At 48.3% G+C, this 23,329-nt stretch carries 25 protein-coding genes and 1 pseudogene; 15 read left to right on the plus strand and 11 right to left on the minus strand.

Going from position 1 to position 23,329, the window contains the following annotated elements; translation table 11 throughout:
- Nucleotides 1–15: 15 nt before the first annotated feature.
- Nucleotides 16–921 carry a calcium/sodium antiporter gene (locus ACZ5QV_RS01445; protein WP_464600895.1) on the minus strand — a complete coding sequence of 302 codons (906 nt, stop codon included), beginning with the start codon at nt 919–921 and terminating at the stop codon, nt 16–18.
- Between the two features lie 40 nt (nt 922–961).
- Here ACZ5QV_RS01445 and ACZ5QV_RS01450 point away from each other — a divergent pair, with 40 nt between their 5' ends.
- The 5 genes from ACZ5QV_RS01450 to ACZ5QV_RS01470 all read left to right on the plus strand — a co-directional run bounded on the left by ACZ5QV_RS01450 (nt 962) and on the right by ACZ5QV_RS01470 (nt 4,636).
- Entirely contained in the window at nt 962–1,135 is a 174-nt protein-coding gene (locus tag ACZ5QV_RS01450; RefSeq protein WP_464600896.1) for a hypothetical protein, read from the plus strand.
- Between the two features lie 146 nt (nt 1,136–1,281).
- Complete coding sequence (locus tag ACZ5QV_RS01455; RefSeq protein ID WP_464600897.1) at nt 1,282–2,166, plus strand: glycine betaine ABC transporter substrate-binding protein; 885 nt, start codon at nt 1,282–1,284, stop codon at nt 2,164–2,166.
- Nucleotides 2,163–3,341: an ABC transporter ATP-binding protein gene (locus ACZ5QV_RS01460; RefSeq protein ID WP_464600898.1), complete on the plus strand. Its 1,179-nt coding sequence runs from the start codon at nt 2,163–2,165 to the stop codon at nt 3,339–3,341. Before ACZ5QV_RS01455 ends, ACZ5QV_RS01460 begins: the two co-directional genes overlap by 4 nt.
- An 87-nt stretch (nt 3,342–3,428) precedes the next feature.
- Nucleotides 3,429–4,028: an ABC transporter permease gene (locus tag ACZ5QV_RS01465; RefSeq protein WP_464600899.1), complete on the plus strand. Its 600-nt coding sequence runs from the start codon at nt 3,429–3,431 to the stop codon at nt 4,026–4,028.
- Nucleotides 4,022–4,636 (plus strand): ABC transporter permease, encoded by a 615-nt coding sequence (locus tag ACZ5QV_RS01470; protein WP_464600900.1) that lies wholly within the window; start codon nt 4,022–4,024, stop codon nt 4,634–4,636. The genes ACZ5QV_RS01465 and ACZ5QV_RS01470 overlap by 7 nt, the downstream gene beginning before the upstream one ends.
- Nucleotides 4,637–4,682: 46 nt before the next feature.
- Here ACZ5QV_RS01470 and ACZ5QV_RS01475 read toward each other — a convergent pair whose 3' ends face one another.
- Nucleotides 4,683–4,970 carry a DUF427 domain-containing protein gene (locus ACZ5QV_RS01475; protein WP_464600901.1) on the minus strand — a complete coding sequence of 96 codons (288 nt, stop codon included), beginning with the start codon at nt 4,968–4,970 and terminating at the stop codon, nt 4,683–4,685.
- Between the two features lie 354 nt (nt 4,971–5,324).
- Between ACZ5QV_RS01475 and ACZ5QV_RS01480 the strand changes: the two genes are divergently transcribed.
- From ACZ5QV_RS01480 to ACZ5QV_RS01495, 4 genes are all read left to right on the plus strand, one after another.
- The gene (locus ACZ5QV_RS01480) at nt 5,325–7,163 is read left to right on the plus strand and encodes a cation:proton antiporter domain-containing protein (protein WP_464600902.1); all 1,839 of its coding nucleotides are present in this window, start codon (nt 5,325–5,327) and stop codon (nt 7,161–7,163) included.
- A gap of 230 nt (nt 7,164–7,393) precedes the next feature.
- On the plus strand, nt 7,394–8,650 hold the full coding sequence (locus ACZ5QV_RS01485; RefSeq protein ID WP_464600903.1) for a replication protein A: 1,257 nt from the start codon (nt 7,394–7,396) through the stop codon (nt 8,648–8,650).
- On the plus strand, nt 8,651–9,238 hold the full coding sequence (locus ACZ5QV_RS01490; protein WP_464600904.1) for an RPA family protein: 588 nt from the start codon (nt 8,651–8,653) through the stop codon (nt 9,236–9,238).
- A gap of 387 nt (nt 9,239–9,625) precedes the next feature.
- The gene (locus tag ACZ5QV_RS01495) at nt 9,626–9,847 is read left to right on the plus strand and encodes a hypothetical protein (protein ID WP_464600905.1); all 222 of its coding nucleotides are present in this window, start codon (nt 9,626–9,628) and stop codon (nt 9,845–9,847) included.
- Between the two features lie 106 nt (nt 9,848–9,953).
- Here the strand turns inward: ACZ5QV_RS01495 and ACZ5QV_RS01500 are convergent, their stop codons facing one another.
- The 8 genes from ACZ5QV_RS01500 to ACZ5QV_RS01535 all read right to left on the minus strand — a co-directional run bounded on the left by ACZ5QV_RS01500 (nt 9,954) and on the right by ACZ5QV_RS01535 (nt 16,549).
- Nucleotides 9,954–10,493, minus strand: coding sequence for a metallophosphoesterase (locus ACZ5QV_RS01500; protein WP_464600906.1), 540 nt, complete (start codon nt 10,491–10,493; stop codon nt 9,954–9,956).
- A 501-nt stretch (nt 10,494–10,994) separates the two neighbouring features.
- Nucleotides 10,995–11,786 (minus strand): DUF7839 domain-containing protein, encoded by a 792-nt coding sequence (locus ACZ5QV_RS01505; protein WP_464600907.1) that lies wholly within the window; start codon nt 11,784–11,786, stop codon nt 10,995–10,997.
- A complete protein-coding gene (locus tag ACZ5QV_RS01510) occupies nt 11,783–12,304 on the minus strand; it encodes an ArsR family transcriptional regulator (RefSeq protein WP_464600908.1) in 522 nt (173 codons plus the stop codon). The genes ACZ5QV_RS01505 and ACZ5QV_RS01510 overlap by 4 nt, the downstream gene beginning before the upstream one ends.
- 64 nt (nt 12,305–12,368) lie before the next feature.
- Nucleotides 12,369–13,406, minus strand: a complete 1,038-nt coding sequence (locus tag ACZ5QV_RS01515; RefSeq protein ID WP_464600909.1) for a deoxyhypusine synthase — start codon at nt 13,404–13,406, stop codon at nt 12,369–12,371.
- Nucleotides 13,407–13,700: 294 nt separating this feature from the next.
- Nucleotides 13,701–14,624 (minus strand): DUF1638 domain-containing protein, encoded by a 924-nt coding sequence (locus ACZ5QV_RS01520; RefSeq protein ID WP_464600910.1) that lies wholly within the window; start codon nt 14,622–14,624, stop codon nt 13,701–13,703.
- Between the two features lie 32 nt (nt 14,625–14,656).
- The gene (locus tag ACZ5QV_RS01525; protein WP_464600911.1) at nt 14,657–15,472 is read right to left on the minus strand and encodes a DUF1638 domain-containing protein; all 816 of its coding nucleotides are present in this window, start codon (nt 15,470–15,472) and stop codon (nt 14,657–14,659) included.
- Nucleotides 15,473–15,837: 365 nt separating this feature from the next.
- The gene (locus tag ACZ5QV_RS01530; RefSeq protein WP_464600912.1) at nt 15,838–16,053 is read right to left on the minus strand and encodes a hypothetical protein; all 216 of its coding nucleotides are present in this window, start codon (nt 16,051–16,053) and stop codon (nt 15,838–15,840) included.
- Between the two features lie 91 nt (nt 16,054–16,144).
- Complete coding sequence (locus tag ACZ5QV_RS01535) at nt 16,145–16,549, minus strand: pyridoxamine 5'-phosphate oxidase family protein (protein WP_464600913.1); 405 nt, start codon at nt 16,547–16,549, stop codon at nt 16,145–16,147.
- Between the two features lie 601 nt (nt 16,550–17,150).
- Between ACZ5QV_RS01535 and ACZ5QV_RS01540 the strand changes: the two genes are divergently transcribed.
- From ACZ5QV_RS01540 to ACZ5QV_RS01550, 3 genes are all read left to right on the plus strand, one after another.
- Nucleotides 17,151–17,540, plus strand: coding sequence for a nucleoside deaminase (locus tag ACZ5QV_RS01540; RefSeq protein WP_464602140.1), 390 nt, complete (start codon nt 17,151–17,153; stop codon nt 17,538–17,540).
- A gap of 361 nt (nt 17,541–17,901) precedes the next feature.
- Nucleotides 17,902–18,798 carry a fasciclin domain-containing protein gene (locus ACZ5QV_RS01545; protein WP_464600914.1) on the plus strand — a complete coding sequence of 299 codons (897 nt, stop codon included), beginning with the start codon at nt 17,902–17,904 and terminating at the stop codon, nt 18,796–18,798.
- Nucleotides 18,799–18,887: 89 nt separating this feature from the next.
- Nucleotides 18,888–19,748: a hypothetical protein gene (locus tag ACZ5QV_RS01550; RefSeq protein WP_464600915.1), complete on the plus strand. Its 861-nt coding sequence runs from the start codon at nt 18,888–18,890 to the stop codon at nt 19,746–19,748.
- Nucleotides 19,749–19,813: 65 nt separating this feature from the next.
- On the opposite strand, the gene ACZ5QV_RS01555 is transcribed toward ACZ5QV_RS01550, so the two are convergent.
- Complete coding sequence (locus tag ACZ5QV_RS01555; protein ID WP_464600916.1) at nt 19,814–20,251, minus strand: pyridoxamine 5'-phosphate oxidase family protein; 438 nt, start codon at nt 20,249–20,251, stop codon at nt 19,814–19,816.
- A 363-nt stretch (nt 20,252–20,614) separates the two neighbouring features.
- Here ACZ5QV_RS01555 and ACZ5QV_RS01560 point away from each other — a divergent pair, with 363 nt between their 5' ends.
- The 3 genes and pseudogenes from ACZ5QV_RS01560 (at nt 20,615) to iscB (ending at nt 23,313) form a co-directional block, all read left to right on the plus strand.
- The gene (locus ACZ5QV_RS01560) at nt 20,615–21,130 is read left to right on the plus strand and encodes a hypothetical protein (RefSeq protein WP_464600917.1); all 516 of its coding nucleotides are present in this window, start codon (nt 20,615–20,617) and stop codon (nt 21,128–21,130) included.
- Between the two features lie 114 nt (nt 21,131–21,244).
- Nucleotides 21,245–21,793 (plus strand): CIA30 family protein, encoded by a 549-nt coding sequence (locus ACZ5QV_RS01565; protein ID WP_464600918.1) that lies wholly within the window; start codon nt 21,245–21,247, stop codon nt 21,791–21,793.
- 339 nt (nt 21,794–22,132) lie between these two features.
- Nucleotides 22,133–23,313 (plus strand): annotated as a pseudogene (gene iscB / locus ACZ5QV_RS01570) (RNA-guided endonuclease IscB).
- Nucleotides 23,314–23,329 lie beyond the last annotated feature (16 nt).

The following is a 23,329-nucleotide window of genomic DNA, read 5'->3' on the forward strand; positions in this document are numbered from 1 at the left end:
TTAGAAGTGCGGAGTTCACCCGTAAAGGGTAAAAAGTCCACCCACGTAGGCAAAATAAGCCGCGAGCATTACAAGCCCTTCCCACCTTTCCAGTTTTTTCCCGGTAAACCCGAAAAATACGAAAGCGATCATGATGAGGAGCATGAAGGGAAAATCGTAGCCGTTTAGCTGGGCCGAGACAGGGAGTTCTCGGATCTGGGAAGAGAACCCGAGGACCATGGCGATGTCCATAGTATTTGCCCCGATAATGTTTCCTATGGCCAGGTCCTGGTGCCCTTTTTTCATGGAGGTGATAGCAGTTACGAGTTCGGGAAGAGAGGTCCCTATAGCGACTACGGTAAGGGCAATAATTACCTCGGGGACCCCGAGCCATTCCGCGATCTGTATCCCGGAGTCCACAAGGATGCGGCTGCCTATAACGACCGAGAGCGAGCCTGCGACAAAGAAGGCAATGTCTTTTTTCATATCCATCAGGCTGCACTTTTCCGAACTTTCCCTATTATTTCCGAAAAGTTTGTACTGGGCCCTGTAGGCCTGGTAAAGGAATGCGACAAAGACCAGGAGCAGGACAAGCCCTTCGGCCCAGGTGAGAACCCCGTCCCGGCTCATAAGGATGAGGAGAATTCCGGATAAAAGCATCATTCCACTTTTAAGAAGAAAGGTCTCGTCCCTGACAGGAATGGCTTTTACCGCAATAACCGAGCCCAGCACGAGCCCTATGTTACAGATTGCGGAGCCCACGGCGTTTCCTATTGTCATGTCGGTATGCCCGATATAGGCCGCCGTTGCGGATACTGCGAATTCGGGGGCTGTCGTCGCAAAGCTGACGATGGTGGCCCCTATGATTACTTTGGGAATCCCGCTCTTGTTCGAGATCGAAACGGCTGATTCCACAAACCATTCCGAGCCCCGACTTATCATAAAAAGGCTCAACAGGAATAGAAAGATTAAGAGGAAATCCATGGGGGCCCATAAGAGCAACAAAGCATATAATTCAAACGGCCATGTTTTCTTCCGGGCGCAAACCGGACCGGGAAAAGCTGGAGACTTTCGGTATTTCGGAGGTTTTATGGATGGAGCTTTCTCCATTCCCGGAGCTTTTGAGGAAAAAGACTCTGAGGGGAAACCAATTTAATATTTTTAGAAATTTGAAAAGAAAATTATAAAATTAAGGGGATGGCAATTAATTGAGTAAACCCGTGGATCGAAGGGGAGTCTCAAGGTTTACGATATTAATAAGGAGGGGGAATTTAAACGAAGTTACGCTGTCTGCTAGTTTTAATGCTCATCGCTTCACTCCTTGTAAGTGGCTGTGCAGAAGACGTTTCCGAAGATGAAGGCAATGAGGAAACGATAGTCATCGGAAGTAAATTATTTCAGGAATCGTATATCACCGCCCACATGATCTCACTGCTGCTCGAAGAGCACGGGTATGAGACGGATGTCATGGAAAACCTGGGGGGCACGCTTGTAAATTACGAGGCTCTGAAAGGAGGGGATGTCCATTCTTATGTGGAGTACACGGGCACCATCTACAGCCAGATACTGAAAAAGCCAGCCCTTGAGGAATGGGATCCCGAAATTGTTTACGAGGAGTCCGAACAGGGAATGCTTGAAAGGGACGGGGTCGTGATTGCGGCCCGGCTCGGGTTTGAGGACGCATACGCCATTGCGGTGGAAAGGGCCTGGGCCGAGGAAAAAGGGGTCACGACAATCAGTGGCCTTGCCCCTTATGCTCCGGAAATGGTCATAGGAACAGACCCCGAGTTTGCCACAAGGGAAGACGGGCTGCCCCAGATTGAGCGGGTCTATGGCTTTAAGTTCAAAAAATTCAATTCAATGGTCCCGGGTATCATGTATAAGGCCATCGAAAACCGGCAGGTGGACGCGGTGAGTGCCTACACAACAGATACGCGCAACGACCTCTATGGCCTGACGGTGCTCGAAGACGATCAAGATGCGCTTCCACCCTACGATGCCGTTGTCCTTGTCTCCGAAAAATTCGCCACCGACAACCCTGAAATCATGGAGATCCTTGCGGAACTCGATAACAGGCTTGATTCGGACAGGATGCGGGCCTTAAACTCCGAGTACGACATCGACAAAAGGGAAGCCCGGGATATTGCCAGGGGCTTTCTGCTGGAAGAGGGCCTCATTTCAAAATGAAATTCGAAAAACTGTTTGACAGGATCGACTCGGTCAGGCTGGAAAAGGTCACGAAAAAGTACGGGAACCATTTTGCCTTAAAAGAGCTGGAACTGGAAATCAGGGGAGGGGAACTTTTGATCCTGATCGGGCCTAGCGGCTCCGGGAAAACCACGGCTCTCCGGATGATTAACCGCCTGATAGACCCCGATTCCGGCCAGGTCCTTATCAACGGGACGGATGTTTCAGGCTTTGACCCGGTCCGGCTCAGGCGAAATATAGGCTACGTGATCCAGAACATAGGGCTTTTGCCCCACCTGAAGATATCGGAAAACATCGGGCTTGTCCTGAAACTGGAGGGCTGGAGCAAAGAAAAAATCCGGGAAAGGGTCCGGGAACTTCTGGACTTCGTATCCCTACCCCCGGAAAGTTTCATGGACCGCTACCCACACCAGTTGAGCGGAGGCCAGCAACAGCGGGTCGGGCTTGCGAGAGCTCTTGCCCTCGACCCACCTCTCCTTTTAATGGACGAGCCTTTCGGGGCTCTTGACCCCATGCTCCGGGGCCAGCTCCAGGACGAGTTCTGCAAAATAAAAAAGGAACTTGGAAAGACAATTCTGTTCATAACCCACGACATCAACGAGGCCTTCAAGCTGGGGGACAGGGTGGGGATTATGGACTCCGCCAGGCTTGTACAGGTCGGGACCCCCGAGGAACTGATTTTTGCTCCCGCAAATGAGTTTGTGGCGGAAATTGTGGATTCTAAACGCAGGTACAGGCATATCGAGGCCCTGAAGGTCAGGGACCTGATGCAGCCCCTTGAGCCGGGGTATATTCTTGAGGAAGGGCTTTCCGTGGAGGAAGCCCTTGAAAAAATGTCAAAGGACAGGCTTGAAATAGCCCTGGTCTTCGAAAACTCCGCAATCGCGGGCCGGGTCTCCGTAAACGCTCTCCTGCAGGCAAAGGCGGAGGGAAAAGGCCTGAATGCAAAGGACTGTGCGGAGCCTCTCTACGTTTTCGACTCGGAGACCCCGCTTTACGAGGCCCTGGCGGAACTCAAGGAAGGGAGAAGAATGGAAAATGTGGGAAAAATAGGACGGGATACTTTCACTTCTCCTCCTCTGGCCCTTGTGCTGGAAGGGCACAGTCCCGCAGGAATCCTGTTTCCGGACAGGTTGCTTCTGGATCTGATCTGATCTTGTCTAATTTGATCTCAAGTTTGTTGAGGTGGTGATTCTACGAATACAATTTTAGGGGAAGTTCTGAGGGTCTGGGCCGTCCAGTTGCTCTGGCTGCGTACGCTTGAGCACCTCTACATGTTTGCGCTGGCTCTTTCCCTTTCGGTCCTGGTAGGGGTGCTGATCGGAGCCCTGACCTACCGGAGCCCCCGGCTTGCGGGCCCGGTTTTAAACGGGCTAAACGTCCTTGAAACCGTGCCCGATGTTGCTCTCCTGGTGCTATTGTTGCCCATTTTCGGGATTGGAGGAGGACCTACGGTTGCGGCTTCGGTTCTTTATTCCATTCTCCCGGTTGCCCGGAATACCCATGCCGGACTTTCGAATGTGGGGAGGGAATACGTCGAGGTTGCCGAGGCCCTGGGGCTGACGGAGCGGGAAATTCTTTTGAGAGTCCGTTTTCCCCTGGCGCTCCCCCTGATTGCGGGCGGGGTCAGAATAGCCGTGGTGTTTACCATGGGAGTCGTAACTCTTGGCGGGCTGATTGCGGCCGGAGGCCTGGGCGCTGCCCTCCAGAACGGGATTCAGCTCTACGACATGGGCACGATCCTGGTTACTGGGGCCTGGGTGGGCTTCCTTGCGGTGCTGCTGGACGGAGGAGCCGGGCTGCTTGAAAACTACCTGAAGGCGAGGTACGGGACATGGTAATTACAGCTGAAATCCTGGCCTCTACCCTCGACCACCTTCTCCTGGCCTACACGGCTCTTTTTGCGGGAGTTGCGGTATCGGTCCCTTTGATATTTTTTTCCCTCTACAGTAAAAGGATGGCTTCCGCCGTTATGAAATTTTCAAACCTGGTGCAGGCGGTCCCGAGTTTTGCGGTGGTTGCAGTCGTCGTCCCCTTTATGGGAATCGGCTTTACCCCGGCGGTGATTGCCATAATGCTCAGGGTGCTGCTCCCGATTGTTAAGAACACCTATATAGGGCTTTTCAACGTGGACCCTGGGCTCATAGATTCCGCAAAAGGGATAGGGTTAAGCGATTTTCAGATAGTACGCCACGTCAGGCTCCCTAACGCCTACCCCGCCATCTTTGCGGGGCTCAAGTTTGCGGCAATCCTTGCCAACAGCGTGGCCGTCCTGACTGCTCTTATCGGAGGAGGAGGGCTGGGATCAATGATTTTTGAAGGATTGACCAACTTCAATACCACAAAAATCCTGGCAGGGACCCTACCGGTTATAGGAATCGCACTTTTCCTGGACTTTTCCTTTTCAGTAATGGAACGCAAGCTGACCCCGGCCTACCTGAAAAAATAAAAGAGTGAGTGGGCCTGCGGGTGATCCTTGGGGTGATCTTTTCTTATTATTTTACTTCCACCCCTTTCCAGAAAGCCACATAATTTTTGATTTCCTCTGCCGCAGGTTTGGGTTCCGGATAGTGCCAGGCAGCGTCTTTATTAACCTCTTCTTTAACTACAATATCACAATAATCGGCTTTCCCTTTCCAGGGGCAGGTCGTGTGGGTTTCGTTGCTGCTTTCCTTAAAGTATTCCATGTTTACGGAATCGGGCGGGAAATAAACGTTGCCTTCGATCAGTTTTGTGTTATTGCTCTCTGCAAGTACCTTTCCATTCCATGTCGCTTTTGTCATAAAATCCCCTTGGAAAAAACAGGATAAGGGTCCGGAAATGTTTCCGGAAATCTATTTGCAGAAATATATTTGTGCCGGATTATAATAAAAGCTGCCCTCTAAAGATCTGGTCAGAGAAGGCAAGGGAAAGCAAGGTTTCAAATCTGAAAATAGTGAAGGAGAAGCAAATTTATATAAAAATAGCCCGGTATACTGTAATATAATATCTGGCTTCCGGGAAACAGACCCAGTTCCTTTTCGCAGATGTCCGGCGGAAATTTTGAACGTGGGCAAAGTTTTAAAAAGAGTCGGGCTTCCCGAAAGTTTTTGCTAAAGATGTTTCAATAATAAAATTCATTTTTATCAGGGTGTTCAATGGTTGATACTATATTCTTGCTCGGGCTGGTGGTTGCCGTGCTTGTCATGTCTCTGCTGGCACAGGCCCTCAGCCGTTACTTTAAGGTCCCCTTCATCATCTTTCTCTTGATCGAAGGAATCATCGCGGGCCCCGAAGTCCTGAACCTGCTTGACCCTGCCATCTATGCGGGGGGGCTGAGCGCCATAGTCGCGATTTCCGTTGCCATCATTGTCTTTGACGGCGGGCTGCACATCGACCTGAAACAGGTCAGGATGATCCAGGACAGCGTGCTGAAACTGACCACGATAGGGGTGCTTATAACCTTTCTCGGGGTCACCGCCCTTACAAGCCGCCTGATCGATATTCCCCTGGAGCTTGCGGCCCTTTTCGGGGCCCTGGTAACAGCAACAGGCCCGACCGTCATCACCCCCATCGTCCGGCATATCCAGGTCAGCCATAAGGTCAGCAAGATCCTGGAACTTGAAGGGATACTCAACGACGCCGCGAGCGTGATCCTGGCAGCCATGGTTTTCGAGTGGATTGCTTCCGAACTTTCCGGGGTCGATGCATTGCTATTTATTCTCTACAGGCTCGGGATAGGTTTCATTGTCGGGGCTATTAGCGGGTATACCCTTCGCCGCTTCTTTACCGGAGGAGAGGTCATCAGCAAACAGACCGCAAGACTTGTTACCCTGACTTCGGTCTTTGCCTGTTACGTGGTTTCCGAAATGCTCGGGAACGAATCCGGGATCCTGGCGGTGGCGGTCTTCGGGATCATTCTCGGGACTTCGGAATTCCCTCATAAGGAGGCGGTCAAGGAGTTCAAAGGCGACATTGTGACCGTGCTGCTTTCCCTGCTCTTCATCCTGCTTGCGGCAATGCTCAGGTTTGAGGACATCTTGAATATTGGGGGAATTGGCATTGTGCTCGTGCTGCTCCTGGTCTTCCTGGTCCGGCCCATATCGGTCTTTGTCTCTATGTGGAACTCGCGCATGAGCAGGAACGAGAAACTCTTTATCTCATTTGTGGGGCCGAGAGGAGTTGTACCGACCTCGATTGCGACCTATTTTGCGCTCAAACTCGACGGGCTGAACATTCCGGGCGGGCAGACGCTTGTGGGTCTGGTCTTTTTAACAGTTATCATTACCGTGGTACTTTCCGGCGGTTTTTCAAAGAAAGTCGCGGAACTACTGGAGATAATCCCTATGGAAATACTGATTATTGGTGGAGGAAAAGTAGGCCGAATTCTTGCCGAGCGTTTTGACCGGCGAGGAGAAAACGTGGTTGCTGTGGACATTTCCGAGGAAAACTGCAAGAAATGCATGGATCTCGGGATACGGACCGTGCACGGAGATGCCGGAAATGTGAACATCCTGAAAAAAGCGGGAATAGAAAACGCAAAGTACGTGGTCGCAACCACAAACCAGGACAACACGAACCTGCTCTTCTGCCAGATCGCAAAGACCAGTTTCGGGTTCAGAGGGGACCAGCTCGTGGCCCGCGTCAACGATATTGAGAACCTACAGGCCTTCTGGGACCTCGGGATCCGCTCCATGAGCCCCGCCATGACCACAGCCGTCGTGCTTGACAACATGATAGGAAGGCCTCACCTCTTCTCCATGTGCGAGGTAGGAGGCGGAGGCGACATGATGGAGGTCAGGGTCACCAACCCGAAGATCATAGGAAAGGCCATCAAGGAAATCACCTTCCCGGAAAAAAGTCTCCTTGTAATGGTGCAACGGGAAAACGAGTCCATCATAGCCCACGGCAGCCTTGTGCTGGAATACGACGACATCGTGACCGTCATAGGAGAAGGAGACGCCTCAAAGCAGGTCGCGGATATCCTGCACAGGTGATTTTTTCAGGTGCTTTTTACCGGTACTTTTTCCGGTTCCTTTTTTACCGGTACTTTTTCCGTTCTCTTTTTTCCGTTCTCTTTTTTCCAGCTTCCTGCAAAGGGTTTCTCCGAATAATGACAGGTTTTCCCCAATACTTTCACCGCACTTAATAACTATATATACTTCCAGAACAATACACTAAACTGCCTCTCTATAAGAAAAAAAACAAGAGGCTTGAGGTAAATCACATGAAACAGATTGCAGAATCCATAAAGGACCGCTTTTTTAAGCTTGGCGTTGATGTGCCCGTTGAGGACATCGAGGACAGATTGGCCGAACTGATTACGAATTTCAAAGTACCTGAAAACGAGGCACAGCGCAGCGTTGTCAACTACTTTTTGAAGAAGTATTCCATTCCTAAAAATGAGCTTTACGCCCGGCAGGCGGAGCCTCATCTCAGCAAGGTTGCAGACATCTCCGAAGCCGGGCAATGGACTGACGTGAAGGTGAAGGTCACTCAACTCTGGGAGAAATCCCATGAGTCCATAGCCCAGGTAGGGCTTGTGGGGGACGAGACCGGGATTATAAAGTTTACTAAATGGCAGAAAGCCGAACTGCCGGAACTTGAGCAGGGGGAAAGCTACCTTTTAAAGAGCGTTTTGATCAGCGAGTACAACGGAAGGTTAAGTGTTGAGCTCAACAGCAGCAGTTCCATAGAAAAACTCGATGAAGAAGTAGAAGTTGGGGGAGGGGATTTCACCCCGGGAGAAATGGAGTCCGAACTCCGGAACATCGGGGAGCTTGCACAGGACAACCAGTGGGTTACGGTCAGGGGAAAAATTGTCCAGCTCTGGGAAAATACCCACGAGTCCATTGAACAGGTAGGGCTTATCGGGGACGAGACAGGAGCTGTCAAGTTTACCAACTGGGCAAGTGCCGAACTGCCTGATATGGAAGAGGGGAAATGCTACCTCCTGAGCAATACTGTCGTAAAAGAGTGGAACGGCAGGTATTCGCTTCAGCTTAACAAAGCAAGTTCCATCGAGGAGCTTGACGAGGATATAGAAGTCGGGACCTTCACTTCCTCCTATTCGGGGGCAATGGTGGACATCCAGACCGGTTCAGGCCTGATCAAACGCTGTCCCGAATGCAAGCGGGCCCTTGTGAAAGGAGCCTGTGCGGAACACGGGAAGGTAAAGGGAGAGTACGACCTCCGGATCAAGGCTGTCCTGGACAACGGGATTTCCACTCAGGAAGCCCTGATTAATCGGGAACTTACCGAAAAGACAGTCGGCATCTCTCTGGACGACGCCATTGCAATGGCTGCCGAGGCCCTGGATCCCGGAGTTGTCCTTGACCGGCTTAAGCAGAAGCTTATAGGCAGGTACTACACCGTAAACGGCCCGAAAGTAGAGCGTTATGTCCTGGTGGATTCCATAGAACAGGACTCTGAACTGGGCGGGGACCTGCTTGAAGAAATGATTGCGGAACTGGAGGTGGAATAAATGGCCGGCTATTTCAGAGAAGTTGCAAAAAGGCTCTTTTCTCAGGAACTGAGAGATTCGGACCTGACTTCAAGGGACGAAAGCGACCAGTACGCGCCTCAATACCTCCTGACCCCTACCGGGGCCAGGGTTAACCGGGTCTTCCTGGTGGGGACCCTGATCGAAAAGGAAGACATAGGCACGGACTCCGAGTACTGGAGGGGCCGGGTCTCCGACCCGACAGGTTCTTTCCTGGTCTACGCGGGCCAGTACCAGCCCGAAGCCGCCCAGTTCCTTGCGGAATGCGAACTGCCTGCATTTGTTGCTGTCGTGGGGAAAGCCAGTACCTACACAACCGATGAAGGAAACGTCCTTACCTCGATTCGGGCAGAGTCCATTCAGCCCGTGGATGCGCAGACCCGGGACCTCTGGGTGCTCGATACCGCAAAACAGACCCTGGACAGGATAAAGGAACTCGAAAATATCGAACCCGAAAACCCGGCTTCCAATCCCAACGCAAAGCTTGCAAAAGAGCACTATGCAGCGGACATGAAAGCCTACAGGTCCATGGTACAAAAGACCCTTGAGTCCCTGAAAGAAAATCTTTGAATCAAGGAAAAACCGAAATAACTTTTGACTTAATTGGGTAAAATTGCCTGAAACCTTCGACCTGGCCGAAAGGCCGGGCTCGAAACTTTTTTATTCTTATTTTATGCTTTTCCTTAAAAACTTCCGACCTGTTTTGTGGCCTTATCTGATTTCTTCAACTTTTTGTTATTTTTCCACCGGTTCCCAGGCGAAAAGCACAACCTTTGCCTTTAACTTTCAGGCGGGAAGTCCCCTTTCTCGATGTTTCTAATCGAAGATTAGAAACTCCTGTTAAACCTACGGTTTAACACGACAGCCGAAGGCTGGCAGGTGGGGGTAGTTCACATAGATATCTTGATATGCTTACAAGCCGTGATATCTTATAAGGAAAATATTGGAGATGATTTTGTGAAAACCTATCTTGTAGTCTGGTTTAGCAGTAACGGCGCGCCCCCCTCCGAAGTCACCCAGCGGCTGATGTCCCTGGGCTTTGAGCCCATGCAGGGCAGCTATGATTTCGTGTACAACTGGGAGAACATCGTAAGTGTGGATCATGTCCTGGAATTCGGAGACAAGGTCTTCCTGAGCCTCCACGGGACCGGGGCCATGTTCAAACTGGAAACCGTTTGAAGCCAGAAACCGATAATAGTTTGAACCGGGGCCTGAGCTCTTCTAATACCTTCAGGGCTCAGTCCGAAGACAGTGTATGAAAATTCACGAACGTCACTAACTTTTTTTACATTCCCTTATCAGAACCCTTCAGAGAATCTCGGAATTTCATGAAACCGCAGATGTCCCCTGTAAGGGTAACCACCCTGCCGGATACGGAACCGTTTTCGATGACCAGTTCCACGACGCATGGCTCGGACATGCGGGGGCTTGTCGGAGAGCCGGGACAGACCAGCATCACATCTCCATCCTGAATGAGAGGGCGATGCAGGTGCCCAAAAATCAGGACATCAACATCCATTTCCTTTGCGAGGTAGTACTGGGCCGTCGTGTCCGTAATCGAAAGTCCGCCTTCGTGCACAACCCCTATTTTCACCCCCTCAACCTCGAATTTCAGCCTTTTGGGAAGTTTCTGCCGGATTTTAGAACCATCGGTGTTTCCAAAAACTGCTTTCAGTTTTCCGGTGGCTGCAAAAGCTTCGTAGGCTTCGGTCGTGCTGAAGTCCCCGGCATGGACAATGAGGTCGCAATCTTCAATAACTTTTTTAATATTTTCCGGGATTACACCGGTCTTCAAATGAGTATCGGAAAGTACTATCAATTTCATGAAAAAAAACCCCTGAATACTCCTGCATGAGCAGGAAAATACAACTTCATATTTTATTTCTGGAATTGCTCTATACTCATACAGGTTGTTTTTTTGTTGGTGGAGACATTTGGTGTGTGCACTCAAAACCACGGAACACATGGAACACACGGAAAAAAGAATGCCTGAAGACACCAATTACGGTTGCTCTGGCGTTTTTCAGTCCGCTTGAACTCGCAAAGCGAGCGAAACGGACCTCGTGCTGTTGCGATTGCATCGCAACTCCCAGGAAATCATTGATTTCCTGTGATCCCGAAGCGCAACTCGGTTTTCAGTCTGCTTGAGCTCGCGCAGCGAGCGAAACGAACCGCGTGCTGTTGCACTTGCAGTGCAACTCCCAGGAAATCTTTGAATTCCTGTGATCCCGAAACGCAATTCGGGTCAGACACCCTGATTCCGGTCAGGCTTCCAGACCCGACCTGAACCGACAGATGAGAAAATCAGATTTTTTTGAAAAAAGGCTTAAGTAAGAGTCAGGTCCACGAGTTCATACTCAATGTTCTCGTTTTCAAGCCGGCTTAAGAGGGGAGATACCTGCTCGTCCACCGAGACCACCAGGGAAGAAAGCCCGTGGTACGCGGCTTCGATTACGGACTCGTTCGTCCCGAACATAACGTCGGGGGTCACATTGATTTTCCTGAGAGCGATCAGGGCTTCCACGCCTATGGCCGCAATATGAGGCTTTGAATCCGCAAGAATCTTCAGGCGTCCAAGGTCCACATTTTTTGACCCGCCCCTCTCAATTCTCGGGACTTTTGAGACCGTAATGCTTGCGGTCTCCAGGTCAATAAGGCCCTTGAGGTCGGTCACACCAACATCTTCTCCCGCAATAGCGTCCGAAATAAGCGTACCTACTGCCCCGCTCTTTTCCGTAAGACTCACGTAGAGGAGCCCTTTTTCCATTTTCAGATAGACCTGCTGCTCCGCTTTCATGTCTTCACTGGCAATGGCAGTCCAGGTCGAAACGTGGCTAATTATTTCCTCCATAACAAAGCAGGCGTAGCGCTTCAGTTCCCCGGCATTTTCAAGGACCCAATCGATACCTTCTTTAGTAATCCTGTACCTTACCCGACCTTCGGTAATAATCAGGCCGTCAGCCACCAGTTCTTTTATGTATTCCGAGACTGCCTGGGGAGTGATTCCTATCTTTGCAGCAATTTCCTTCTGCCTTACGTTCGGCTGATGGGCTGCAATTTCGATAAGTACCTGAAACTTGGTAACTCCGCTTTTTGTCTGGAGGAGCTTAACCGTCACTCGTAATTCTCCTCATTCCCTTCGATTAATTTTAGTCTTTGACCCATCACGGAAAGGTGCTCGGACCTGCGGGCAACAGCACATATATAAAATGGGTTTTTGTTGAGGGTCCTGGTCAGATTGCTCATGGAAGAGTTACCTTCTTCAACCTGTTTTTCCAGTTCTTCGATTGCACCCTTGACTTCATCATACGGTTTGAACGTCAGCATGATAATGTCGCTGAGGTCCTCAAAAGAACACTGGAAATTTACCTGGACCTTGGAATATGATGTATGATATTCTTTAGAAGGTTTCTTCCCCGATTCGGGGACCCGCCACTGGCTCTCGAGCAGTCCTGCTTTTTTAAGGTTCTGGAGACTACTTCCCACGTCCGTACCCATGAATTCATCAAGTTCTTCTTTTATCATCCACTTGCTTGAGAGTGCATCAAAAATCTTCTTGTGAGTCCTGGACCCGAACGTCCTGAGTAACGGGACTAAATAGGAAGGATCGTTGATTATTCGAGTTCGTTTACCCATCTATTTTCTCACCTTCTCGCCTTATATGATAGGCTTTCAAATATAATAAATATATGTGATAGTATTAGTTCCCGAAGCTGATTTTAAGCTCTTTTTCCGAATTCCAGTCATATTCGGGGGGAACTCTCTCCAGATCATGGCACTTTTCGTGCAGGGCATGGGCAACAATCGGAAGGGCAATGGTCGCGTCCACAAAGACCTGGACTTTTTTCGCCTGGGCCGCGATTTTTCCCCAGGAGACAGCTTCGTCAAAGGTACAACCCGAAAGTCCTCCCCAGTGTGGGGCATCGGCGGTGTACTGGATGGCATAGTCATGCCCTCCAACGTCCATTCCGAGAATGGAGGCTATCACTTCGGTCTGCTGGATAAAGTTTTTGGGGACTCCCCCGCCCACGTAGACGACTCCGGTTTTTTGGGACCTTTCCACGATCTGGGTGATCTCGTCCACGTCCTTTATCTGGTCGATTTCGAGTTTTAACCCTTTTCTTCTGGCAATGGTAAGCCCTATGCCAATGGAACTGTCCCCCAGGGCGGGAACGAAAATCGGGACATTGTGCCTGTAAGCAGTGACCAGAATCGAGTCTTCAAGAGCTCCACGCTTTACTAGCTCTTCCCCGAGCAGGCGCATAAACTCCCTTGAGGAACAGGAAATCTCTCCGATTGCCTCTGCAAAGTCCGCGATCAGGTTGTCAGCAACCCGAAACTCGTCCTCCACCGCAAAGACGTCGTAGATCCTGTCCACCCCGTGCTCGAAGAGTTTTTCGTCATTTGCCAGGTGGGAGCCCACATAGTGCTTCCTGCCAAGTGCCTCATGGCAGTCGTGGAACATGTTTGCCCCGGTGCTTACCAGGCAGTCAATCATCCTGTGCTCTATCATGTAGGAAATGATCCTGCGCATACCGGCGGGGACCAGAGCTCCGGAAAGGCCCATGAAGACTGTCATATGTTCTTCTTTTAGCATGTTGTGCCAGGCCTGAACGGATTCGGCCAGTTTCCTGCCCTGAAAACCTGTTTTAAGCATTCCGTCCAGTACATCGCTTACGGATCTGTCCTTCACATCGATAGGGATGGTTGGATTGTTTGTGAACACATCGTGCTGCATGCCGTACTCCATAATAAGTGTGAATACTAATACGTTTTCCTTTAACTGTAATGCACAGTATTTTTTATTTTAACTGTGTGCCTCCGGTTATCCGGAAACAGGCAATAAAAAACGCAAATCGTGCCTGAGGAAGGTATGCTATACTATATTATTAATATATAAATATCCCGGCCTTTGAGGCTTTATGTCCGTATAAGGAAAGATGTTTGCCAGATGCCGGAAAAGCTTCAATCAGATTATAACCTAAGGGTATACTAAATATATAAGGCTGTGCTGAAATTACAGTCAGATCAATTATTTCTGAGTTAAAGACTCAGAGGTTTCCTGCCGGGTTATCTGTGAAACACATTTCTCAATAACAGCTCTTCTGGCGTTTTCATAGGAGCATTTTGCAAGTTCTGCGGTCCCTCCCATTTCCATGACCTCCATTTCGAAGCTGCGCGCAAAATCCAGGACATTTTTATGGAAATCCGGCCCACAGGGAAGCACGGTATTGATTTTTGCGGCCCTTCCGTAATGCGAGTTTTTAAGATACTTTTTGTTTAAATCAGGAGAGCCTCCCGCCTCCTCTTCCATTTTCTTCCAGTTCGAAGCCCACATGGGGGTCAGGTAAATCGTGCCCATTCCCTGGCATGAAAGCATGGCTTCGGCATAGGCCTCGTTTCCCCCGAAGGCCAGGCTGATGCAGTCCTCTACTGTCTCCCCCCTTTCATCTTTCAGAAAATAAAGGGGACAGTCAAGCCCTGCAAAGTCTTCTTCAAGTTTCCCGAGCACATGCCCACAAGACCCGTAAAAGAGCAGGATACCATCTGAAAAAGGGGCCATTTCCCGGATATTTTCGTACACAGCCGACTTAAGGAGCTCAAGGTCCACATGCAGCCCCAGCCTGAGCACGTTTACAACCACCGTGACCTGCCTGGCCCCTTTCATTTTCATCTTTTCATGCATGCCCTTAAAAAACGGAAGCCACAGGAAGGGTTTCAGGGCCATCTGGAAAGCCGGACCGGGCCCGTTATTAAGGAGCATGGAAACCCTGTCCAGAGGAGCTGTCCGGGGAAGACAGTGTATAGGGTGAGGTGCAGCTTTGAGTTTCCGGAGGAGGCTCTGACATTCCCGGTTTTCCACGAGAATTAACTGCTTCATATCCCTGTCCTGAGAAAGCACATGGACCAGTTCGTCCTCAAGCATTCCGCAGGCGATTATACTCAATACCGGCATTTTCCACCCTCTTTATAGATTGTGATAATTATTTAACTGAGAATTTCCGTTTTCAACTGTTTGTAGCATTTTTCAAACAGTTCCTGGTTACCCCCATCAAGTTCAATTACCTCAAACCCGAAGAGCTCGGCAAACTTCTCGATATTGGCATCGTAATCCCGGGTATATTCCAGGCCGGTATTGATTTTTGCAACCCTTCCGTACCCGATCATTTCATGGGTTAATTTCATCATTTCAAGCGCCTTTTCGGGGTCACGGTTCATCCTGTCTATATCAAGGATTTCCCGCCAGGCAAGCGCGTACATGGGGGTGAAAAGATAGGTTCCTACCTTACTTACGCTTTTCAGGACCTTGAGGTAGTTTGCCGCTCCGCCCAGGGTTGCCCCTATGCAATCGTCCACGATTCTTGAAGTGTCGTCCTTCAGGATGCGGACCCGGCAGCCCGGCCCCTTTGATTCAAAATCTTTTTCGATATTCCCGAGCACATTCCCGCAAAGGCCGTAAAAAAGCAGAATTCCGGAGGAACAGGCACAGAGGTTTTCCACCGTATCATAAACCCCTTTTTTAAGGACTTCGGGCCTGCTGTGCAGAGCAAGTTCGAGCAGGTCAACTATCAGGGTATGGGGTACACCAGCTTCTTTATTCTCTTTATTCCCTTTACATATTTCATGGATTTTTTCAAGGGGAAGTACAGTATTTGAAATGTTTATATGTTTCAGTTTTTCCACAAATTCAAGGTGATTTTCATTTTCAACAACAAGCACCTCACCAATCGCAGAGTCATTTTCAAGGACCCATATAATTTCGTCCTGTAATATTTTACATGAAATGATGCTCATAACCGGCATGAAAGTAATCTCCTGTGTCTGTTTTTATCCGCCATACTCAAGATTTAAATTATTTAAAAATAGCTTTTTTTGGCAATAGTGCAGTAGCATAGTGAACTACCCCTAACAATCCACAAATTTTCAATTTGTGCGATCGTAAAAATGAGTTGCAATTAATATGACGATTAATATATTAATAGCCATATATATTTTTCGGGGCAGGGTATGGCTCATCCCACGGCTGAAGACCGTGATTTTTCTCTACTCCTACACTCATTTCCTCATAATAGAAAAGAAAAACAAAAATCGGTCAGAGGGGCCGAAGTGTACAAACACATCCCCTTTTTACTGACCTTCAGAGACTCTATTTTTTACTTTTCTGTTTTTCAATCTTTTTTAAAATTTTTCGGGATATTCTGGTCTGGAGTGACCCCATAGTACCTGGTCCTGGCCTGGCCCCAGATACAGCCTTTCTTCCCGAAAATCTTTAATTCAAGGTTCTGGATTGCCTTGCAGACAGAGTTTCCGGCCCTTGCCCCTTTGCAAACCAGACAGAGTTTTTCACAGAAAATTGGGGCTTTGCCCTTGTTTTCGCCTGCCATGTATGAACCATCCCCCTATGTTTTTTCAATAATTAAATGTAAGTATAAGTACTCAGTAATTGCTGTAGGTAAAAGCACTCAGTAGTATAACTCAGAGCAGTTTGCTTCCGGCCTCAGGCCCGGGGGCACACTGGAAGACGGCGTTAATCTTTACTTCGATCAGGTTCTTTGCGGGCAGGCCCGGTTTTGCGCCAAGTACGATTTCTCTCATTTTCTCAAACTTATCTCCGGAATTGATGATTTCGGCCTCTCCCTTGATCTGGAAACAGCCTCCTGTCCCAGGCCCCCAGACATAGATTGCGAGATTGGGGTTTTCCTCCAGGTTTGCCAGGGATTTGACCATGAAATTGTCTGCAATCCAGATGGTCTCATCGTCTACAAGCTGGCAGAAGCCGATTGGAACGACGTTTGGAATACCTGCTCCGGAGGCGGTAGCTACTGGGAAAATCTTTACTTTTGAAAATGCAACTTTCATTTCTTCTGTTAGTTTTGCCATTTCTATTCACGATTCCTCAGGCAGGATGCCTGCGATTTTAGTCGTGGGAGGAATGCCGTCAACTTTCAGGCATTCCGTTCCACGTTTGGATTTCTCCACTCTGCTTTTGAAACAAGTTCCCGTAGCAGGTGACGTAGTTTTTTAAACTATCTCCCCTCGCCAATGTTGAATATGCTTGTTATATGTAGCACACCGTCCCTACCTCTCAGGACTTTTAATGCTACACGATAGGGAATTGGACTGAGGAAGCATCCAAATGTATCGTGACATATCCAACGTAGTCAATTAAGACTCAGGCTGGTCAATCAAGGCTTGCCGAAACAAGCCTCCCACTTTAGTGGGGGGTTATTGACTTAACTGTACCATATAATTTTACCAACATGAAATTTGCAGTATATATTTATATATTTAAGCGTTAGAATTCTGTAGTAAACGTTTAATTTGTGTATTCTACTGACCTTATCTGCTTAAAAAAGATTACAGGAGCTCTTTTTTTGTAAACGGGGGGATTTCCCTGAACTTTCGGGAACTTAGAGAACCTGGGGACAGGGAACTTGAAAGAATAGTTCCGAAAACCGGTAAAATTGAGTCCCGGAAAAAAATCGAAGACTGGAAAAACCGGCTTTCTGCCTGTAGCTTTAGGCGGGAATTCCCGGACGACGCTTATGTCTGGCTCACGCTTGTACTGGCTTTAAAGGCCGTGGCTTCCGGAAACTACGGAGTCGGTTGCGTCCTGGTCAATTCAGGGGGAGAAGTTGTCGCAGCAGGCCACAATCAGGTGTACAGCCCGTATTTTCGAAGCGACCTGCACGCGGAAATGGTGGTCGTAAACCGCTTTGAAGCCGAACACCCGGAGCTTACGGTCCTTGAAGGTTATACCCTTTACACTTCCCTGGAATCCTGTCCCATGTGTCTGTTCCGGCTGATTTATTCCGGCATCCACCAGGTCCTCTACGCCGCCCGGGACCCCATAGCCGGCATGGTTGATTGAAAAAAGCACCTACCCCCTCTCTGGAAAGAGCTTGCAAAACGGCAAAGTATTTCCCGGGCCCGCTGTTCTCCCGAATTATCCAGGGCCGCAACCGAAATCATGCTTCTCAATGCAGAGGAACTGCTTGATATTCTGAAAAAACGCTGCAAACGATAGGTTTTCAGACATCCTTTGATAGAAGGAAAGGAAAATATTAAAATAATTTACTACGGTATAGTTAATGTTATATAAATATCAAGGTATAATTAACCTGGAATATATATTTTTCAGTTCTACTACTTTTAGCATATCTTTCTATTATTGAAAAGGGGGAGTAAATATCAGGAAAATTGGATTTTTTGTTGTATTACTGCTTGCAGCAATGCTCTTCGTTTCCGGCTGTGCCGAAGAAGCCCCGGAGGAAGTCCTTGAGGAGGTAACCGAAGAAGAGGAAATCGCGGAAATGAACATCGTTGAAACCGCAATTAATGCCGGAACTTTCGAGACGCTGGTAACGGCGGTCCAGGCGGCAGGATTAGTTGATACCCTGAGCGGAGATGGACCTTTTACCGTCTTTGCCCCGACCGATGCAGCGTTTGCGGAACTTCCCGAAGGGATGCTGGAAGACCTGCTCGCAGATAAAGAAAAGCTAACGGCTGTCCTGACCTATCATGTGCTTGCCGGAGAGTACATGGCAGCCGACGTTGAAGGCCTTGAATCGATGGATACTGTCCAGGGCGAAGCTCTTACAATCGATACCATGGGAGGGGTAATGGTCAATGACGCAAATGTCATTACTGCGGACGTCAAAGCCAGCAACGGGGTAATCCATGTAATAGATAAAGTGCTGATTCCACCGTCCATGGCAGGGCCGCAGATGGATATCATCGATACGGCAATAGCCGCCGGTTCTTTTGACACCCTTGTTGCGGCAGTCCGGGCCGCAGGCCTTGAGGAGACGCTGAGAGGAGATGGACCTTTCACGGTCTTTGCTCCTACTGATACCGCCTTTGAAGCCCTTCCGGAAGGGACGCTTGAAAGCCTTCTGAATGATACTGCGGGGCTTACAAACATACTCACCTACCATGTTGCCTCCGGAAAACTGATGTCCGGCGATGTCGTGACCCTTGAGTCCATTGAAACCCTTCAGGGAAGTTCACTGCCGGTTAACACCACTGAAGGTGTAATGGTAGGAGAAGCCACTATTATCTCAACAGACATTGAGACCAGCAATGGGGTCATTCACGTAATTGATATGGTTCTGATCCCTCCTGAATGAGGGAAAAGTCAACCAACCCAGGTAGACCAGGCTAAAGCAAAATAATAAGGGAGGGGAAAATTATCAAAAAATTTGGACTTTTTGCAGTTATGGTGCTCATTGTAGCAATGCTCTTTGTTTCCGGCTGTGCCGAAGAAGCCGAAGAGAACGTGGAGGGGGAACTGGAAGGCGCTGAAGGAGTAATCAAGGGAGAATTAGGAGAAGCTGAAGAGAACATTGAGGGAGAATTAGGAGAAGCTGAAGAGAATGTTGGGGAAGGATTAGGAGAGGCCGAAGAGGAAATTGAGGGAATATTAGGAGAAACTGAGGGAGTTACAGGGGAATACAGTCCTGTCATAAATCCTGATGATTTCGTAGAAGTAATAGACAACCCTTATTTCCCGTTGACCCCAGGCACAACTTTCTTTTATGAAGGCGAATCCGAGGACATGCTGATAAAAAATGAGGTTTTTGTTAGCAATGAAACCAGGGTAGTCATGGGAGTAACGACCACCGTTATCCGGGACAAGGTCTGGGAAGATGGGGAACTGGTCGAAGAAACGTACGACTGGTATGCCCAGGATAAGGACGGGAACGTCTGGTACTTCGGAGAGGACTCAAAGGACTATGAGGACAACAAAGTCGTAAGTACCGCAGGGTCCTGGGAAGCCGGCATGGGTGGGGCTCTGCCGGGGATCTTAATGAAAGGGGGTCCTCAGGTAGGAGATGTCTACCGCCAGGAGTACCTGAAAGGGGAAGCTGAAGACATGGCTGAAGTCCTCTCTCTGGATGAATCGATTACCGTGGTCTACGGTTCTTTTGACAACTGCCTGAAAACTAAAGAATGGAACCCGCTTGAACCTGGAATAGAAGAAAATAAGTACTATGCTCCGGGAATTGGGGCGCTCCTCGAAATGGAAATAATGGGTGGAGATGAAAAACTGGAACTGGTAAATATTACTATGGAGTAAACTACCCCCCCCAAAAACCTTCGTCTGAAAGCGAAGGTCCGGGGGTAGTTATGCGCAGCATTCCTTCAATAGAGAACTTTTTCCCTGTTCCCGAACTCAATACTGTAGTCCAGGTAATACACTACCTCCGGAACCACCTCTATGAGGATATAATCGGGGTCAGGGGGCATATCTGCAAGAATTGGGAATTTGGCGGTCATTATCTCTCCGATTTCCCTTATTTTTCCTTCATCCTCAACTATCGAAGCTTTTCCTTCTACCTGGAGGGCCTGCATATTAAACCAGTCAGGGTTATCTTCATCGACCGTGTAGGCCACGTCCGGGTTTTTCATGATGTTGTGCACCTTCCGGCTGTTTTTGCTTGTGGCAAGGTAGACAAACTCGCCATAGGATACGTATCCCATCGTATGGGCCATGGGCCTGCCTTCGGGACTTACGGTTGCCAGATTTAGGTAGTTATGCGTTGCAAGATAATCACTGATTTTTTGCTTTATATCCACCATATTTTACCCCCACGTTCTATTAAGGATTCTGCCAAGGATGGATATTTGCTCATCCCGATCTTCAAAATCCTTACTCAGAATAATTACTCAGAATAAATACTTAGAATAAGTACTGAAGAATTTAACAAAAGTTATCCAACAGCCGCCGTTGTCTGTCAGAATCCTGCTTTTTCCTTTTATACCATTTATTCGGAGCAAATTTATATATTTTCCTCTTTAATATTTATGATTTTAATAAAAGCAGCTAACAATCAAAGACTGCTCTGGAAAATGCCCCAACAGTTTGAATAATATTATGCATATTATAATTTCTTACGAATATATATGGACATTAAAAGTATGTTAGTTTAGGGGAGGTTATTAATGCTATTCAGTAAGGGAAATACACCTGTTTTCCGGAAGGTTCTTCTGCTGGTCCTTATAGCAAGCTGCATTGTAATTGCAGCAGGTATTCCCGCAACAGCGGATTCTGTAACGGGCGCTAAGAACACAGTTTCGGATGACTCTGTGGTTGTGGATGTTGCGGTAAATCCGGACCGGAGTTCCAATTGCCTGAAGACCATGGAAATGGGATCTGTAAAGATTGTGGTGCTCGGCTCTTCTGAGCTCGATGCCGGGGCAATCGATCCGGAATCTCTGTACATAAGCTCGGAAAAAAACGATGCTGCTGTCTACCAGGCCAGCTTTTACTATGAAGATATTTCAAAAAACGGATACGAAGACCTGGTGCTGGAAATGGACTGCCATGAGCTGGTGGTCAATCTTGGGCTAAGTCACTGCTTCTGCAACACCGTCCCATTAACGGTTAGCGGGAAACTCAAAGATGGCAGGGCGGTAAAAGGAATGGGCACGACGATTATCCTTCCAAGCCTTCGCTGATATTTTAATTACCCCTGAGCTAAAGACTCAGGGATTTTTTGCTGCGTTCTTATAAAATAGAAATATCAGGGAATATTTCTGATTTTCTGGTAATCCCCTGAAAAGGAGACGATCATGAACGGATCACAGGCTGAAATCACTATCTTTGACTTTAAGAACCCTCTTGAGTTCAGGCGATGGGTCACAATGGATGACAGGGTGATGGGCGGGCAGTCAAAGAGCCACCTTGGCTATTCCGAAAAGGGAAATGTTTACTTCAGGGGGAATGTCAGGTTAAACGAAAGCAAAATCGGTTTTGCTTCTGTTCGTTCCAAAAACAACGTATTTGACCTGAAAACGTTTGACGGGGTCCGGGTCCGGGTAAAGGGAGACGGCAAGACCTACAGGCTCAACATGAAAACGGAAAAACATCATGACGGTTTCCTTTACCAGCACGATTTTCATAGTGGGGAAGGGGAATGGATAGAGCACAGCATCCCCTTTGAAGCGTTTCTCCCTTTTTTCAGAGGAAAACCTGCGAAGGATTCCCCCCCGCTTGACCCCGGGAACATAAAATCCTTCGGGTTGATGGTCGTGGGACAGGAAGGCGAGTTTGAGCTCGCCATCGAAAATATAAAAGCTTACGGAAAGTCAGGAACCCCCCCGTCAACTACCCCCACCTAAAACTTTCGCCTAACGGCTAAGATTTTAGAGTAAGAGGCTTGTTTTGGCAAGTCCCTGGTTGACCAGATCGCCAGTAAGGAGCTTTGTAATACTGGCAGCCGATACGAAAGAATATTATAGTTACCCTGGAATGCCGCCTCAGTTTCAGGCTCTAAGGATGCTGGTTAAACAGTCCTGAGAGGTAGGGACAGTGCTTGCATCATACAAACCTTTCAGTATCAGATCGAGAGGAAGTCGGATTTGGTGGGTTGACTCCATAGCCCCCAATACGCATAACTCCAAAAAATGGAGGTAAACTCTATGCTAGTTTACATAAAAAACCAGAACGGAAAACCACTAATGCCCTGTAAACCTTCAAAGGCCAGAAAACTTTTGAGGGAAGGTAAGGCAAAGGTTTTGAGAACTATACCATTTACGATTAAACTGCTTTTCGGAAGTAGTGGGTACACTCAGCCCGTGATAGCAGGCATAGACTCAGGCTCGAAAGTTGTTGGCTGTGCGGCCATTGCTAACGGAAAAGTAGTCTATCAGTCAGAAGTTCAGTTAAGACAGGATGTTTCTAAAAAGATGGATCAACGGAGGATGTACCGGAGGAATCGGAGAGGCCGAAAAACGAGGTACAGGCCCCAAGGTTCAATAATCGGGCAGCTTCGAGGCGAAAAGGAAGGCTGGCCCCTTCAATCAGGAGTAAGCTGGAATCTCACATCAGAGAAAAGAACTTTGTGGAATCCATCTTACCGGTTACAAAGTGGAAGGTCGAAACGGCTTCCTTTGACATTCACAAAATAACGAATCCGGAAGTTTCAGGTATTGAGTATCAGGAAGGTCCACTGAAGGATGCCTACAACGCCAGGGCTTTCGTACTGGATCGGGACGGGTACACATGCCAGCACTGCAAAGGTAAATCAAAGGATAAGCATTTGCAGTGTCACCACATAATTTTTAGGACAAATGGAGGCCCCGATACTCCAGAGAACCTTATTACTTTATGCAAAACCTGTCACCAGGCCCTCCATGCAGGAGAGTTTGAGTTAAAGAAAAAGCAATCAAAAACCAAACATGCAACCCACATGGGTATTATCAAAAGCCAGCTTAAAAAGTCAGATTGGGAGTTTGAGGAAAATTTTGGTTTTGAGACGAAATTTAAGAGAGAACAATTTTTAAAACTTTCAAAAACCCACTATAATGATGCTGTTGCCATCTGCTGCGAGGACGGGCAAACGGTAAAGCTGGATAATACGGTTTACCATAAAAAACACGTTTCAGCCGGGGACTACAAGCAGACAACAGGTGCTAGATCAGAAAAGAAGATTCCAACCGGTAAAATATATGGAATTAGAAAATTTGACCGTGTAAAAACAGTTAAAGGGGAAGGGTTTGTGAAAGGAAAAAGAGCCACCGGCTTCTTTGCCATTCAAGATATATTTGGCAATGTGATATCAAACAGTGTCAACGTAAAGAAAAACTGTATTCGCCTCTGTGCGAGAACTACAACTTTAATCCAGGCGGTGAATGTTTGAACACATTCCTCCCCCA

This window comes from Methanosarcina baltica (genome assembly GCF_055394095.1).